Source organism: uncultured Maribacter sp. (assembly GCF_947500985.1).
GTDB lineage: Bacteria > Bacteroidota > Bacteroidia > Flavobacteriales > Flavobacteriaceae > Maribacter.
The window spans coordinates 87,018-106,366 of record NZ_CANMTX010000010.1 but is presented as its reverse complement, the minus strand read 5'-3'; the positions used below and the strand labels follow the sequence as shown (position 1 = coordinate 106,366).

Annotated in this window: 3 protein-coding genes; all 3 read right to left on the bottom strand. The window is 36.4% G+C overall.

The window, feature by feature from the left end; all coding sequences use genetic code 11:
- Positions 1-3,983: Calx-beta domain-containing protein (locus Q0871_RS17050; RefSeq protein ID WP_299325845.1), on the bottom strand; the 3,983-nt coding region annotated here is incomplete at its 3' end.
- An 869-nt stretch (positions 3,984-4,852) separates the two neighbouring features.
- A complete protein-coding gene (locus tag Q0871_RS17045; protein ID WP_299325843.1) occupies positions 4,853-18,688 on the bottom strand; it encodes a Calx-beta domain-containing protein in 13,836 nt (4,611 codons plus the stop codon).
- The gene (locus Q0871_RS17040; RefSeq protein WP_299325841.1) at positions 18,688-18,912 is read right to left on the bottom strand and encodes a hypothetical protein; all 225 of its coding nucleotides are present in this window, start codon (positions 18,910-18,912) and stop codon (positions 18,688-18,690) included. Before Q0871_RS17040 ends, Q0871_RS17045 begins: the two co-directional genes overlap by 1 nt.
- Between the last annotated feature and the right edge of the window lie 437 nt (positions 18,913-19,349).

Sequence of the window (19,349 nt, the reverse complement as noted above, 5' to 3'; positions counted from 1 at the left end):
GTTCCATCGGCAGCACCAACAGTAGTAACATAATCCACGGAAACAGTTTCCCCGGCAGGGATGGTACCAGTATAGGTTACCTCAAAGCTGATTTCGGTAGCATCTGCAGCGGTATCCCCTTCAAGTTCGGAAACCGTAAGTTGCGTAAATGCGATACCATCACCAGGTGCCGCGTTATCATCGTTGATGATAGTGCCCGTAGCAGTGTTAGTGGTGTTACCATCAACAAACCCGGTAACGAATCCGTTATCGGTCGTAATATTGGAAAGCACCAAAGTAAAGTCTTCATCAGCTTCAATAATAGTATCCTCTATGACATCCACGATAATGGACGCTGTCTTAGAAGCCTCCGTAAATTGAATTGTTGTTGTTGTAATTTCTACAAAATCAGTTCCATCGGCAGCACCAACAGTAGTAACATAATCCACGGAAACAGTTTCCCCGGCAGGGATGGTACCAGTATAGGTTACCTCAAAGCTCAGCTGCACATTATCACCGGTCATGTTCCCTTCCGCAGAAGACACGGTCGTGTTGGTAAATGCAATACCATCACCAGGTGCCGCGTTATCATTATCTAGAATTTCTCCCTCACCGGTATCATCGGTAATGTTTAAGACACCAACGGAGGTATAAGAAATTTGAACTTCGTGTGTTTCATTTGGTTCAATAAGACTATCATCTACTGCAGCAACATTAAAAGAGACCGAAGTGCTATTCGCTAAAAGTGTAACCGTAGTTGGACCGCTATAATCAGCATTGGTGGTATTTATATTTGTATAGCCTAAATTAAAAACGATGTCTTGGTTGATGCTACTAGATGCCGTAATGGTAAAAACATTATTCGTTCCTTCAACTGTAGAAGAATCGTTGATCGAATAACTAGGGTTACTAGGTATTTCTGTTAAGGTACAATCTGCACAAGTAGGGGAAGGGGTACACGTAGCACAAGGTGTTGGATCTGTTGATGTATCTGTTATAGTATTACCATCGGTGTCATCGCCAGTTACTGTAGCTAAATTATTTACCTGATTATTATCTATATCAGTTTGTATAATGCTATAAGTAGCGCTGTAAACCCAAGTTTCTGTAGTATCTAATAGACCATCAGCGTCTGTATCGCCAGAAGCAGGGCCAGCTATAGCACCTCCTAATAATGGGTCTGATACTACTACATTTGAAATAGCAACATTACCAGTATTGATAACATTAAAGGTATAATTTACTGCATCGCCTACATTGGTAAGACCATTAGTATTTGAATCAATAAACACACCATCTTTAGTAATTTCAAGATTTCCAAAATCAACAGTTACACAAGCTGTGTTGTTAGATGTATCGGTATCGCCGGTAACAGTTATTTGATTTCCAAATCCACCGCCATTTGTACAATCTTGTGTGGGATCGAATACATCTTTATCGATAGTAAAAGTTGCGGTTACCAGCCAACTTTCTGTTCGAAGTCCGGCTATTGATTCACTTGTTATAATTTGATCACCACTTGTAAACGGACTCAAAATTGTACCATCAACTCCGTCACTTTCGCCTCCATAAGCCAAAGTTGCATTTATTAAAGTTAAACCACTACCTAATATAAAGGTATCGATGACATCATAAGTGCCTGCGAGACCACCGATGTTCTCTGCTGTAATTCTATAGGTTACTGTATACTCATCGGAAACACTATTATATATAGGACCCGATTCAACTGTTTTACGTACATCAATACTAGAACTACAAGGAATATTAGGTACTGTTATAGACCCATCATATATAGTACAACTCAATCCTGGTGCTGTTACCTGCAATGTATAATCTCCCCCTAGAGATGGATCAAAAGGATTAAATACCAATTCGTTACTTGGACCTTGTTGAAGCGTTGTTCCCGATGAATTAATCCAAGTGAAAATAGCATTTGGAACCGGGTTTGCCGACAAGGTTACTTGATTTCCTGAAGCATCACAAGTTGCTACTAGACTAGGTAAATAAGGCGTTACTTCAAATGCTCCGTCAGCCGAGTTTCCACAACTATCACTTATTCTAACTGTATAGGTCCCTTCAGCAGTATTGGCAAAAAGCCCATCAGTGGAAGTTCTTCCTATATTCGCAGGTATGGACGAAGCAATAATTTCATAGTTATAAGGAGGAACGCCATTAGATCCTTCAGCAAAAATAATACCAGAGCCTTCAGTACAGGTATACCCTACAATACTTTCAAAAGAAGTAGGTGCATATTCGGGTATGGTAATGTTGACAGTTTGTGGTTCGCAAGCACATGTAAATGTATTAGTTGAACTACAGTTACCACCACTCTGAAATTCGAGGTTTAGTTGATAGTCTCCTGCAGGCATATTGGGTATGATAACGGGAACCCCTTCTGTAAAAAAGCTAATGCTTTCTCGGAGCACGGTATCACCAGTATCTAAATTATTAACTCTTACATTGGTATAGAAAGATCCTCCATCAGCCTGAATGACGTTTGCATTGATAATTAAGGCGTTTGCATTGCCACAACGCTGTTCAAAATCTAGCGTAAAATCATGTTCTACAACCTGGGAAGCTAAAATTTCAAAGCTTACGTTACCGGTTTCACAACCATCAGTTAGTTCTGCTTGATAATTTCCAGGTGGAAAGCCAACAGGATAAATTGAACTATCACTGGTATTCTCAAAAACCTTTGGATAAGTATATGTTGTAACTACACCACCTTCTGAGATGAAGCTTGCAGGACCAGATGTAATGGTAACACGACCATAATTTGTTCCACCATTCCTAATATGAAAAGACATTCCTGTTGTACCATCCATACATCCACGTTCTTCTCGAACGTTTGCAATAAATTCGGTTGGATCTACGGGTGTAAAAGTTTCTGTGGTAGTGACAATATAATTACAGCTATCCTCCATAACAATATCATAGGTACCACCAACTAAAATATCAGCTTCTCTAATTTCCACTTCAAGGTAATCGGGGTCGTTAAGCGTATAAACTAGCACGTCACTTGTATTAGTTTGGTTAGTAAAAGTTACCGTAACCGGAACCAATAGACTCTTTTGTCGTTCACTTGTATCGTTCAAATTTGCATATACATAAAACGAAGTCTCGCCAGAGCAATCTAATGATTTCTGACTCCACATATCTATTGAAGGAGTATAAGAGAAGTTTAAAGTATCTGTTTGTCCACAGGCATCTACGATATTTACGGTATAGGCTGTGTCAAAATTGTAAATAGTACCTATGGAAACACCTTGACTTGTGCTACTCGACCCAGAATATACTATAGTGCCCGTAACATCTTCGGTTACCGTAATATTATGCGGTAAAACGCCTCGACCGAATGAAGAATAATCTGCTTCGTAGGTATCACAACCTGATTTTTCAACATAACCAATTGCACCAGATAACGAAACAATCGAGGGTGCCGTTATGGTAATGGTTTCACTGGCCGTGTTTTGACATGCGTCCTCTATTTGAAATGTATAAGTGCCTTCTGAAAGTCCAGTAAAAGTATCAGAATTTTGTTCTTGAAGTACCGTTTGTGGTGTTGTACTTAAATCAACAATGCGATATTTATAAGTTGGAAAAGCAGAGGTTCCTATTAAATTTCCATCCTCACCCGTTAGCGTAACCTCCCCGTTTGTACTACTAGAACAGGTTGGTGGTGTAATTGTAGTATTCAATGTAGGAAGAACATAAAAACCGAGTACTGTTATTTCTTCAGAATACAAATCAAATGTAGCATCTCTAACTTGAACTGAGTAAGTTCCCGGTTGTAATGCATTAAATGTTCCCGAAGTCTGAAATCCTCTTAACTCTGGCCCTGAAATTATTTGATATTGATAGGGTGTAACTCCGCCACTAGCCGTTGCAGTTATACTGCCGTCTGAAGAGCATATTGCTTCAGTTTGCGTTAGTGACAAATCTAATTGTGCAGATAGACTTGTGCAACAAATTAGAAAGGTGATTTTAAGTAGGAATTTAAGCATATTCTTTTCTAGCTAAATCATTCATGAAAAACAATGAATAACTCTTTTCAAACACAAAGTTAGCTTCGATACTTGTCGATGCCCATTTTTTGTTGCGAAAGCGGCTAGTTTTGATGTGAAATGACAGTGGTAATTAGGATATCTGATTTAATGTAACCTTTATCGATACTTTTTTTGAAAGATTTATATAAAAAATACGGTTGATGAACACTTAAAATTACGTTCACTTTATAACAAGTTAAGCAGCAAACTGTTGAAGATTAATGATGTCAGAAAATAGTAAAGAATTAAAATTTACAAAATATATGTCATTCTCTAGCATTTTAAATCTCTAGTACGACCATCAAAATTTTACTTTAAGACATTAATTGGTGTGCCAAGAAAATGGACTGAATCATTACTTTTTAAAAGCTCGCTGCCTCTAATTATTTCTATAATACTGATTTTGAACTTTTTTTTTTAAGTACTTTGGAGTCAAAATTTTCATCTGAATTTAGAAATACCTCATCAATTTGAGAATTTGCTTTTCAAGAATTTTTTTAGACACATTATAAATATAACTAGCTGTTAAATAGTGAATTACATATAACTTAATTCGCTTACGAAACTGCAATTTATAATGCTTACTTGTCCCTTAAAGAAAGGACAGTAGTGATTTTACATTTTTCTCAACCCTGATATTATACGTTGTAATAAATGGTTAGTTTTTAAACGTTTTAAAGATTGTAACGCAAAGTCTATAACCCATGTATTTTTTTTAAAGGTTTAAATCACTTCATTCCTTAAGTCTAGATTTTACTAAAAACATTAAGAACTATAAACAATGCCTCATCTATTAAGATGAGGCACTGTAAATTATGTTTCTAATTTTAATTGGTACCTAGATAGATATATCCATTAAATGGTTCTAAAATGGTACCGGTGTTTTTATCGGTAGCAGTAATAATGTAATAGTACGTACCGGTAGGTAGCATTCCAGATTGTCCGAAAGAACCATCAGGAGATTCACCACCCCAGTCATTCTGATAATCTTTTACCTCGGCAATTTTAGTACCCCAACGGTTAAAGATCATTACATCAAAACTGAAAGCACAATACTCAACGCCTCTGATTTCGAAGAAATCATTGACACCATCTCCGTTAGCGGTAACCGCTTTAGAAATTTCTATGTCACCTCTTCCACATGGTACACACTCCGTATCTACGATAACTGTAAAGTCAACATAGTATTTACATGTTCCCTCGGTAGAACTGTAGGCAATTTTGTATTCTCCAGGCTCATGGTTCAGTGGGTCAAAGAAGTTTTGCTCTAAAACCACATCACCTTCTAGAATCATAAATGTACCGTTACGGTCAAAATCTGCCGGTAGGTAGTTCAATAAGTCAATTGGCTCTTCTTCAATACAAACGTTAATGGTAATTTCTTGCAATTGTGGTTGCAGAACAAAAACGATTTGTTCAAAAGAAGCAGTATTGCCACAAGAATCAGTTACGTTCCAATTTCTAATAATCATGTAATCATCAGAATCATCAGCTTGTTGTGTTTCTTCATTGTAAACAACATCAAAATTACCACAGCCACCCGTAAATACCATTTCTGGTGCTTCAGGAATTTCATCGCCACATATAATGGTAACTTCTTCTTCGTACGGCTGACTCATAATAGGTCCCGTAGGTTCTACGGTAATAACTTGAGTATGTTCTACCGTGTTACCTGCGCAGTCGGTAGCCGTCCAAGTTCTGGTAACCGTATACCCTAGAGCACAGTTTTCGTCATTGGTAATCGTTTCTGTAAACGTTACTTCAATATTTGGCTCACAAGAATCAGTAGCCGTTAATGTAGTAGCATCTGGTACCATTCCACATTCAACCGTCATATCTTGAGGTAGCGTTTCATTGAAGGTCGGTGCAACCGTATCTTCAATAGTAATTACTTGGGTATGTGTACGAACATTACCGACACAATCGGTAATCGTCCATGTTCTAGTGATGGTATACTCCGTAGCACATTCGTCATCTTGACCTGCGGTCAATTCTTCATAAACAACAGTTATGGCACAAGCGCTATCAGAGGTTATTACAAAAGCATCAGGTATTGTATCACATGCTTCAATAGTTTCATCTGTTGGCCAACCTTCATCACCATCATTATCAATAATAGTAACCGTGGCAATATTGTCTGATAATATACCTATAATCGGATTTGAGATATTTTCAAGAATTACGCTGAAAGTTTCAGGATCTTCAATGATGATATCATCAATAATAGGAATTACAATGGTCTGTGTATTAGGATTTGTACCGCCAAATGTTAGTGTCTGTGTATTACGAAGAACACCAGTATAATCCATTCCATCAACAGTAGAACCATCAACAGTATAGAATTCAACAGTAAATTCATCTTGAACATCTGCATTAAGCACAACATTTATTGTAACCGTACCATCGTCTTCATTTACCTCAACAGAAGTAGTATCGAATTGAACACCATATACTGATGGGTCCGCATCATTATCAATGATATTAACTATAGCCGTGTCATTTGTAAGAATACCAACAACAGGAGAAGAGATGTCTTCAAGAATTACCTGGAAGTCTTCTGTTGCTTCAATTAATGTATCATCAATAATAGGAATTACGATGGTCTGTGTATTTGAATTTGTACCGCCAAATGTCAATGTCTGTGTATCTTGAGGAACACCTGTATAATCGTTACCATCTAAGGTAGTGCCATCTAGAGTATAGTATTCAACAGTAAACTCATCTTGAACATCTGCATTAAGCACAACATCAATAGAAACCGTACCGGCATCTTCGTTTACATCAATAGAAGTAATATCGAATTCAACTCCATATAAAGTTGGGTCAGCATCGTTGTCAATTATATTTACTGTAGCCCTATCATTGGCAAGAATACCAACAATAGGGGTAGAGATGTCTTCAAGAATTACTTGGAAGTCTTCGGTAAATTCAATCAAGGTATCATCAATAATAGGAATTACGATGGTTTGTGTATTTGAATTTGTACCACCAAATGTTAAGGTCTGTGTATCTTGAGGAACACCAGTGTAATCACTACCATCTATTGTAGTACCATCTACAGTATAATACTCAACAGTAAATTCATCTTGAACATCTGCATTAAGCACAACATCAATAGAAACCGTACCGGCATCTTCATTTACATCGATTGACGTGATATCAAAAGCAACACCATAAAGAGATGGATCAGCATCATTATCAATGATATTAACCGTAGCAGTATCATTAGCAAGTATACCAACTATAGGAGTAGATATATTCTCTAATATTACTTGGAAATCTTCTGTATATTCAATCAACGTGTCATCAATAATAGGAATTACGATGGTCTGTGTATTTGAATTTGTACCGCCAAATGTTAATGTCTGTGTGTTTTGCGGAACACCAGTGTAATCACTACCATCTAAAGTAGTACCATCTACAGTGTAGTATTCTACCGTAAATTCATCTTGAACATCAGCATTAAGTACAACATCAAGAGAAACTGTACCAGCATCTTCATTTACATCAATAGAAGTGATATCAAAGGCAACGCCATAAAGAGATGGGTCACTATCATTATCAGTGATATTAATAACACCTTGATCATCATTTATGGTAATTAACGGAGTAGACAGGTTAGAAAGGTCTACAAATAGACTTTCAGTTAACTCTATTAATGTATCATCTATAATACTAATTGTAATAGCATGTGTTTCTCCGTCAGTACCAGCAAAGGTCAGTTGACCAGAACTAGTAGTGTAATCACCAGGTTCAATAGCAGAATCATTAGTAGTTGTATAATCTAATGTGAATCCGCCTTGAACGTTTCCAGTAAGCAATACATTTATTGTAGCTGTACCTGCTGCTTCGTCTATAGTGATATTATCATTGTCAAATGATATACCAGTAACTCCTGGTATGTTATCATTATCGGTGATATTGATATTACCTTGGTTATCATTGATGGCAATTAAAGTTGTAGACAGGTTTGAAAGGTCAACAAACAATCTTTCAGTTGCTTCAATGATATTATCATCAATAATGGTTACAGTAACAGGTTGAATTTCGCCATCAGTACCTGAGAAGGTTAACTGCCCTGCATTAGTAGTATAATCTCCAGGTTCAACAGCTGTATCATTATTGGTAGTGTAATCAAGGGTGAATCCGCCCTCAATATTACCTGTCAATAATACATTAATTGTAGCAGTACCCGCAGCTTCATCAATAGTGATGTCATCATTTTCAAATGATATACCGGTAACACCAGGTATGTTATCATTATCTGTGATATTGATATTCCCTTGGTTATCGTTTATACCGATTAATGTAGTTGAAAGATTAGATAAATTTACTAATAACGCTTCTGTAGCTTCAATAATATTATCATCGATAATGGAAACTGTTATAGGTTGTAATTCACCATCGGTACCCGCAAAGGTCAATTGACCGGAATTGCTAGTATAATCGCCAGGTTCAAGAGCAGTACCGTCTGCAGTAGCATTGTCAATGGTGAAACCGCCAGGAACATTACCTGTCAATTGTACATTGATTGTAGCCGTACCAGCAGCTTCATCAACCGTGATATTATCGTTTTCAAATGCGATACCCGTTGTGCCTGGTATATTGTCATTATCAGTAATGCTGATATTTCCTTGGGTTTCATTAATAGCTATAACAGTAGTAGACAAATTAGATAGGTCTACAAATAATCTCTCTGTAGTTTCAATTAAGCTATCATCAATTATACTTACTGTAATAGGGTGTATTTCGCCATCAGTACCTGCAAATGTTAACTGTCCTGCACTAGTAGTATAATCACCAGGTTGCACAGCAGTATCGTCATTGGTAGTATAATCTAAAGTGAATCCGCCTTGAACGTTACCGGTCAATACTACATTTATGGTTGCCGTACCAGCAGCTTCATCTACTATGATATTATCATTTTCAAATGAGATACCTGTGCCGATTACATTATCATTATCGGTAATATTGATATTACCTTGGGTGTCATTAATTGCAATTAAGGTCGTAGATAAATTAGAAAGATCAACAAACAATCTTTCGGTCGCTTCAATGATGTTATCGTCAATAATGGTTATAGTTACCGGCTGAATTTCACCATCTGTACCAGCAAAGGTTAACTGTCCTGCATCGGCAGTATAATCTCCTGGTTCTACAGCCGTATCATTATTAGAGGTGTAATCTAAAGTGAATCCGCCTTGAAGGTTACCCGTCAACAATACATTAATAGTTGCAGTACCTGCAGCTTCATCTACTGTGATATCATCATTTTGGAAAGAGATACCTGTGGTACCCGGTATATTGTCATTATCCGTAATATTGATATTCCCTTGGTTGTCATTTATAATTATTAAAGAAGTCGATAAGTTGGAAAGATCTACAAATAACCTTTCAATGGCTTCAATGATATTATCATCAATAATAGGAACAACTATAGGTTGAATTTCGCCGTCATTACCATTGAATGTTAATTGTCCGTTGGTAGGAGTATAATCTCCCGGTTGAATAGCAGTGTCATTATTAGTTGTATAATCTAAAGTGAATCCGCCAGGAACATTACCGGTTAATTGTACGTTTATTGTTGCTGTACCCGCAGCCTCATCTATAGTGATATCATCATTTTCAAACGCAATACCAGTAGTACCAGGTATATAATCGTTATCTGTGATATTGACGTTGGCTTGGTTGTCGGTAATAGTTATTAATGTAGTTGATAAGTTAGAAAGGTTAACGAATAAACGCTCTAATGTCTCAATAACACTATCATCGATAATTGTAACCGTAATAGGTTGTAATTCACCATCGGTACCTGCAAAAGTCAATTGACCTGAACTGGTCGTGTAATCATCTGGTTCAAGCGCAGTATCATCGCCAGTGGTATAATCTACAGTAAAGCCTCCACCTACATTTCCAGTTAATAAAACATTGACAGTAACTGTACCGGCACCTTCATCAACTGTAATATCATCATTTTGAAAAGCCAAACCTGTACCGGCAACATTATCATTGTCAGTAATATTGATATTACCTTGACTATCGTTAATAGCAATCAAAGTTGTAGATAAGTTAGAAAGATCTACAAACAATCTTTCAGTAGCCTCAATAACAGTATCATCGATTATGGATACTGTAACAGGGTGAATTTCACCATCTGTGCCAGTAAAAGTTAACTGACCAGAAGTTGAGCTATAATCTCCAGGTTGTTCAGCCGTATCATTATTAGTGATATAATCTAATGTAAATCCGCCTTGAACATTTCCTGTTAATAATACATTAATCGTTGCTGTACCAGCATCTTCGTTTATAGTAATATCATCATTTTCAAACGAGATACCTGTTGTACCTGGTATATTGTCGTTATCGATAATGTTAATGTTACCTTGGTTATCGTTAATGGTAATTAATGATGTAGAAAGGTTAGAAAGGTCAACCAACAATCTTTCTGTAGCTTCAATTATATCATCATCAATAATAGTTACCGTTATAGGTTGAACTTCACCGTCAGTACCTGCAAAAGTTAATTGACCAGCAATGCTAGTGTAATCTCCCGGTTGAATGGCAGAATCGTCTGCAGTAGCGTAATCTAAAGTAAATCCGCCTTGAACGTTACCAGTTAAAAGAACATTTATTGTAGCAGTACCATCAGCTTCATTAATGGTAATGTCATCATTTTGGAATGAAATACCAGTTCCGGCAAGGCTATCATTATCTGTAATATTGATAACACCTTGATCATCATTGATTGCAATTAATGTAGTAGAAAGATTAGAAAGGTCTATAAACAAACCTTCGGTAACTTCTATAATACCATCGTCATTAATAGCTACGGTAATTGGTTGTAATTCACCATCATTACCGGCGAAAGTTAATTGTCCGCTATTTGTATTATAATCACCTGGTTGTGTAGCAGTATCATCATTTGTTGTGAAATCTAAAGTGAATCCGCCTTGAACGTTACCAGTTAAAAGAACATTTATTGTAGCAGTACCCGCAGCTTCATCTACAGTGATGTTGTCGTTCTGGAATGATATACCAGTTGTACCAGGTATATTATCATCATCATTGATAGTACCAGTCGCAGTATTTGTTGGTTGTTCATCAAGGAAGCCAACATTAATATTCGATTGTATGTTAGATAATGTGATTGTAAAATCTTCTGATGGTTCTATAAAACTGTCATCAATTATCGGAACATCTATATTTACAGAATTCGTAGTGCTGTTGAATGTCACCGTACCTGTAAAAGAAGTGTAATCGTCAGGTTCGATAGCAGTGCCGTTAGCAGTTACATAATCAACTGTAACAGTTTCACCTGGAGCAATAGTACCAGTGAAGGTAGCCACAAATCTAGCATAGGTATCAGTACCTTCAGTAACAATAATATTGTCATCTGCAAAGGATATACCTGTACTGCCAGGAACATTATCATTGTCTGTTATACTCGCAATACCTTCATTGTCATTAATGGTAGGTGTATTTGTTCCACTAGTAAGTTGTACAAAGAATTGCTCGGTAGTTTCTATAATTGAGTCATCATTAATTGTTATGGTGACCAGACGTACCTCATTGTTTGTACCTGCAAAAGATACAGTAGTATTTGACGCTGAAACATAATCGCCAGGTTGTAATGCAGTATCATCTGCAGTAGCATAGTTTAAGGTAAAACCACCAGAAACGGTACCTGTATGTGTAATTTCAAGAACTGCAGTACCTGCATCTTCATTTACGGTAACATCATTAATGCTAATACCGATAGGATTACCACTTTCACTAACGTAAATGTATTGCGTATGGCTAGTGTTGTTACCTGCACAATCATTGGTTGTCCATGTTCTAATAATCGTATATGAAGTAGAAGTATTGTCACCAATATACGTTTCGTCGAAGGTAACTGTAGAATTAGAATCACAGTTGTCATTAGCAGAAAGTACTGGCGCTACAGGAATATTATCATGAGCGGCGTAAGAGTCTTGTGGTAAAGACTCATTAAAAGTTGGTGCTTCTTTATCTTCTATAGTAATAACTTGAGTGAAAGTATCACTTACTCTTCCACAAGCATCGGTAAACGTCCAAGTATTGGTATATGTGCCTTGAGTTGGGCATGCACCAGATTGCACAAAATTACCAGCAGTTTTATCTAATGTGAAATTACAAGATACCGTTGCAGGTACTAAAGAATTTGCATTATTAAGCGCAGCAATATTATCACAAGTAACAGTTCTGTCCAATGCATTTGGTGCAGTAGACCAATTTACTTGTGGCGGTTGCTGTACATCTATAATAGTTGGTGTATGCGTACCAATACCACAAGAATCTGTAGAAGATGAACTATTGGTAGTAATTGGGTCGCCGTTGGTAACGCCACTGTAGGTAGCATTTGCCTGTAATTCAAAACTAGCTGTACAAGCGGTCTCTAAAAAGTGGCAAGCCTCAATGATTTCAATATTGAAATCAAGATCATAGTTATCACCCATATCGGTGAAACCATTTTGAGCTGTAAAAGTTAAGGTTCTTGATGTTGGGTCGTAAGAATGTGTTACACCTGCTGGTAATGTACCTACACTCGCAAAATCAGCTTCAATTGGTAATACGGTAGTAATCACCAAATCTTGAATATCATCATTACCAGTGTTGGTAACGTTTAATGTTAGAGGTACTGTATCACCTGCATTGAAAGGTCCGGTTGCGTTTGTGTTTAAACTTAAAGCCCCTAAACTTGGTAGATAAACATCTACACTTAAGCCCATTAAATATAGTCCATATGATTCTTGATCCGTTGTAATTTTAAAACGGGCAAAAGTCTGATCATTATCTATATACCTATTAGTTGTGTTTGCTAATGGAAAAACGGTAGCATCAAAACCTAAGGTGTTTGTACTTGCAGCATTTCTATCTACATAATTGAGACCATCAATAGTAATACGGCTATTAAAGAAGTTGTCTTCATCTCTTAATGTCGTAGAAAGTTTAGCCCAGTTGTTACTAGCGTCGTAAATTAATAATTGATCACCAGAAAGATCACGGTCACCTTCTAAGGCACCTAACATTACATCGGCATTTATATTACCGTTCGGAATGGTTTCAAAACCACTAAAGTTAAATTCTGTTTCACCTGCACCATCAGAAGCAAAAGTGTGAACATACCCATCGTATAGCGTGATATTTTTAGGGTCAAGAGAAACATTTTCATAAACGAAGACAATTTGCCATCCACCGGAAGTACCAGTTACATTTGCAATGCCATGAGAACGTAAATCTCTCTCGGTAGCCTTTACGTTACCTACTTGGTATGAACCAAAAGGAGTAGAAAGTGCATTTATATCATCTGTAATATCTTTAATACACACATATGGGTCATTTTGGAAATGATCATTACGACCTCTATAGATAACCTCATCTGCTGTTACCGTAGTATAGGCTGATTGACCAGGCAACATTAATTTTACTTCATTGTAATTCCAAGACGGTTCCGTTGCGCTACCACCGGTAGTACCATCATATTCCTTATCGGCAGCAGCCCAGTATAGGTAAGCTTTTTTAATATTCAAACAGCTTAATGAAGGCTCAGGATTAGCTAAGTTGGCATTGGTAGAGTTAAATGTTGTTGGATCAGAATCGATATCAACAAATACGTTGTCAAAGAAATTATGGTTACCCTCTTCGCCATTGTAATTACCCGTGGCGCTTCTTGAAAGAACATTATTGGCGATCATAGTAAAATCACCGTTGATACTACCAGAATAACGAATTTCAAAATCCTTTTTAAGGTTGGTGTCGTTTACGAAGATATTTACAACAGCTGTGTCTTCAGAGCCGTTAGAATCTACTATTTTATATGTAAAAGAATCATTTCCATTAAAAGACGGACTAGGTTGATATTCGAAATAATCATCTGTAGCATCGCCAGGCGTTCCATTATCTCTTAGGGTTACCGTACCGTTTATTGGATTGTTTACTATCTGTAAAGGATTGGAAGAAGCAGGTCCGTCAAAATCATAATCATCATTCGCAAGTACCGTAATATTTGCCGATGCTTGATTTTGGAATACTACAAAAGAATCATCAACAGCAGTAGGTAAGTGATTTATATCATTAATGGTACCTATTGCAACTGGATTAGTTGCTGTAATTAAGCTAGGGGAAATTGAAGTAATTGTAATTCGTAATGCTTCGTTTCCTTCAATTAGTGCATCTTGTAGAATATCTACAGGTACTTGAAGTACTTCACCTGTTGTGCCTGAAAAGTTTAAAGTACCAGTTTGTGATGTAACCGAGTAGTCACTACCAGAGGTTGTTGTATTATCTGTTATTTCATATGAGACAGTAAAACCACCGCTAATAGGATTACCTGAATAGGTTACTTCAAAATTTGCTGTAACGTTAAATTCGTCTACCGTAAAACCTGTAGCAGCAACACTACCTGTATCATCATTGGTAATTGAACCGATAGCATCTGTATTGGTAATCGTAATTTCTGGAATGGAAGGATTACCGATCACAATACTTAAATTTTCGTCGTTTTCAATGAAATTATCACCCACAACATTAATTTGTACTGAACGTACTTCATTATCTACACCAGTAAAATTTAGAGTTCCTGTTGATGAGGTTACCGTATAATCTATACCAGCCGACGTAGTAATATCTACTATTGAGTATTCTAGGGTAAAACCACCAGTTACCCTGTCACCGCTATAAGTGACATCAAAATTAATGGCATTAGTTTGTTCAATAATACTGAATCCTGTTACTGAAAGTGCACCTCCATCATCATCAGTAATTACTCCGGTTGCTTGGTTGTTCAATAAATTGACACCAACATTAGAACGTATTGCAACAAGATTTACAAAGAAATTTTCTTCAGCCTCAATAGTGTTGTCACTAATAATAGGAATAACGATATTCGCTGTTTTAATTGCATTTGTAAAAGTTAGGGTCTCTATGGTTGGGCTTGGTGTAAAATCTGTTGCATTTGCCGCTGTACCATTATTTACAAAATAATCTACTTCAACGGTTTCACCTGTATCTACATCACCATTAAATTCAACCACAAAAGTTGCATTAACGTTATCGGTTGGGTCTCCTTCAGCCACGGTAACCGTTGCGTTTTGAAAATCTATTCCGTTAGCAGCAGTGTTGTCGTTATCGGTAATAGTACCAGTACCTGTCGGATCCACAATATTTATTAATGTTGTAGACAAGTTTAAAAGTTGAATGTTTAAATCTTCGGTAGCTTCAATAAAAGAATCTTCTAAAATAGTTATTGTAATTGACTGTTGGTCATTATTTGTAGCGCCGGTAGGGAAACTTAACTGTCCTGCTGCGAGCGTAGTACTATAATCTTTTCCAGCAGTAGCAGTACCGTTTGTAATATTATAATCAACCGTAAAACCAGTTTGAATATCGTTACCATTATAGGTAATTACAAAATTTGTGCTTCCTGCAGATTCACTAACAGAAAAATCAGCAGCACTTAAACCTGTAGTTGCTGTTTTAACATCATTATCGGTAATGGTACCAATTGCATTGGCATCGACCAAATTGATTAATGTTGTTGATAAATTCGTTAATTGAAAATTGATGGTTTCATCAGATTCAATAATAGTATCGTCATTGATATTGATACTTACATTTTGCACATCGCCATCTGAAGTTCCAGCGGGGAAAGTCAACTGACCCGATAGTGCAGGATTACCACTGAAATCTGTACCGGCAGCAGCTGTACCATCAGTTATAGTATAATCTACTGTAAAAGTATTTTGTAAATCGCTACCGTTATAGGTTACTACGAAATTAGTTGTACCGGCAGCTTCATTAACTACTATATCAGCAACTGTTAAACCTGTAGAGGCTGTTTTTGTATCGTTATCTAAGATAGTACCCACTGCATTTGGGTCAACCAAATTGATAAGGGTAGTAGAAAGATTAGTTAATTCAATATTCAAGTCTTCATCAGCTTCAATAATAAGGTCATCAATAATAGTTACACTTACAAGTTGTGTTGCACCATCTGTAGTACCGTTTGGAAATGAAACTTGTCCGGTTAATATGGCGTTATAATCGGTACCAGATATAGCAGAACCATTTGTTATAGTGTAATCTGCAGTAAATCCGGTTTTAACGTTACCACCATTATAGGTTACTACAAAATTAGCTGATGCAGTAGATTCGTTAAAATTGATATTTGCGATAGATAAACCTGTAGTTGGGGTAGTGTCGTTATCTGTAATTGTACCGGTAGCATCTGCATCTATAATAGCTAAGAGATTGTTAGAGATATTTGATATTTGTATTGTTAAGCTCTCATCGCCCTCAATGACTGTATCATCTGTAATTGCTAATAATAAAGGTTGTGTATCTCCATCGGCAGTACCGGCAGGGAAAGTTACTTGACCTGTTAGGTTTACATTATAATCTGAACTAGAAGTTGTACTTACGTCGGTTATTACATAATCGACTGTGAAAGAATTTTGAACTGTTGGCCCGGTATATGTCAAAACAAAATCTACCGTACCCACATTTTCATTCACAGAAAAATCGTCTATAGAAACTCCGTCACCTGCAGAAGGTATATTTATGTTGGTGATTGTACCCGTTGCGGTATCTGTAATGTCACCAGTGTTAGTGGATCCATTAGTCATACCTAAAGTAAAAGTTTCATCACCTTCAATAAGTCCGTCGTCAATAGCTGATATTAAAATACTAGTATTTAAAGTATTACTAGGAATCGAAAAATTAGTTAATGCCGTATAATCTGTTGCTAGCGTGGTAATATTTGTATATGATAAATCAAATGTTACCACTTCATTTACTGCGTGAGAAAGTGTCACTGCAAAATCTAGGTCAGTGCCTTCGGCAGTGCTATCATCGGCAATTGCTATAGTTGGTCTAATAAATAAATCAGCTACGTTAGAATATGTATAAGGCGTACATAAGTTTTGACTATCAAATGCTACAAAACGATATTGATGACCACTTTCTGTACTAGTAATTGTCGTTAATGTCAACGCAGTAGTAGTAGCTCCCGAATAAACGCCGCCATTTGAAATTGGATTCCAGCTAGTTCCATCATCAGGACTAACTTCCCATTGATAGGTAAGTGAAGTTCCATTAACTGCAGTTGTATAGGTAACCGTGTCACCTAGGTTAGCAACTCTATCTGTAGGTTGCAATGTTATGCTTACCGTTTGAAAAGCTGTTGTTACTTTGCTATCAATACCTGTATAACCACCTTGACCGGTTACTAATCCGGTAGAAGGGTGAACTGAAACTGGAGAAGTGCCTAAATAACCATCGCCATCTGGATCAGTGTGCCCAGCTTCAATAGCATCAGGACAACCATCGTTGTCAGAATCATTATCTAAACTATCAATAATAGTATCACCATCGGCATCTCCGTTTCCTTCATTAATATCTGTAATACCATCATTGTCATCATCTTCATCAGCAAGGTCGTTAACCCCATCACCATCTGTATCTAAATCATCATCTGTAATGGTGATAATACCTTCATTTGCAGCAAAAACAATGTTTTGTGGCACATAGTTGGTCATGGCACCTGAGATTGGGGCAGGACTGTATGATGGTACCACCGTAAAAAATTCTGTAGGTTCAATGATTGAATCATCATTTATTCTAAAGTTTCTAAGTAAACTTTGACCATCTGTTCCATTAAAGATTACAAAACCTGAATTTGAATCGTAATCTGAAGGCTGTATTGCTGTATTATTAGCAGTTACATAATTTATTGTAAAATTATCTTGAACCTCACCATTTAAGGTGAAATTTATACTAGCGTTAGGAGAAGATTCCAATACCGTGGTGTTGCTTAAATTAACTGTAGCGACGTCATTATCATGAATACGTAATGCAGAACGCTCAGTATTGATACTGACCCTAGATGGGGAAGTACCGTATTTTGTAGCTTCTGCCGCATTTCTAGACTTAACCCCGTTGAATTCTTCAGAAGGTTCAACAATAGTATTGTCAATAGTAGGTATAGGAATAATTATTTCTGAACCAGCTAATGAACCAGCAGGAAAAGTAACGGTAGTAGTAAAAGAATTAAAATCAGAACCATCAGTTGCCGGGCTTGTTGAGCTAGGGTTAGTTTCTACAGAAAAATCAACTGTATATGAATCTTCGATACCAACATATTGTTGACCACCAGAATTAATACCATTTGATAATGATAAACTGTATTGTATTTCTCCACCTTCTGTAATGTCATAATTTTCACCAGTAACATATGCGACATCAGTATCTATAATAGTACCGATACCATTAGCATCAGAGAAAGTATAGGTGTTAGAAGGATCGCTTAATGTTAAAGTGAATTCTTGTTGTGTAACCTCTACCCAATCATCGTTTAATGCAGCAACAGTAAATGTATCAGAAGTATTTAATAGAAAACTTAAGGTAACTGAAGTAGGTCCGTTGTAATCTGTTGCGGTTGTAGTACCATTATTTGCGTATGCAATATCAAAAGTATAGTTGCCTGTGAGCAGAGTACTAGAGGTAACTGTAAAAGTCATATTAGACCCTTCGTTCGCACTTGCGTCAGAAACTGAAAAGGTCTGTGCCATTACATCTGTAGAACTAAAAAAGAACCACATGACAAATAACAACATTGTCGATTTTATGAAAGTAGTATTCTTCATTATAGATTCTTTGTATTAGTTGGAAAAGTAGATTGAGTTGGAACCATTTTAGATGTATGAGAAAGGTCAACCTGATGAGCACTTTTATTGATTTTCACCTTATGGTCAAAATTGTATACTCCGGAATTAATAAACGAAGATGCCTGCCATCCAAATTCAGGATATGCAGAAGTTAAATTTCTGTAAAGGGTTATGATGTTGTTAGAAGTGTCAATTGACTTCATAATAATGGTTAAGTTTAATTCTTAATATTAATCCTTAACCTTATCAAAAATGATTGCAAGTTGTATGCAAAACATTATTGGCTAGCAGGTTAAGAAAAGTTTTTAGAACAGATTTGGGATCTAATTCTGATACAAAATTAGCACCTAACTGTTTAAAAACTAAATTTTATAGTCTACACGGTGTCATTCGTCGATGAACATACGTTGGCAAAATAACGTTGATACCTTATGAATATTTAATTCTTGTTGTGAAGCATTGTTATTCTGTGGTAATTAGTTTGTAATCTGTTTCTTTCATTCATTAATATTTTTTTTTTTGGGTTAATTATTTATTAACTATAATACATTGATAATCAATATATTAAATTTATTTTTATTATATAATAACTTAAAGTTTAAACAAAAGGTGTTTTCTACACTTAATGTATAATTGTTGT

Excerpts from the sequence above, each read along its gene's own strand:
- Q0871_RS17040 (WP_299325841.1), bottom strand. The coding sequence starts at position 18,912 with ATGAAGTCAATTGACACTTCTAACAACATCATAACCCTTTACAGAAAT.
- Q0871_RS17045 (WP_299325843.1), bottom strand. The coding sequence starts at position 18,688 with ATGAAGAATACTACTTTCATAAAATCGACAATGTTGTTATTTGTCATG.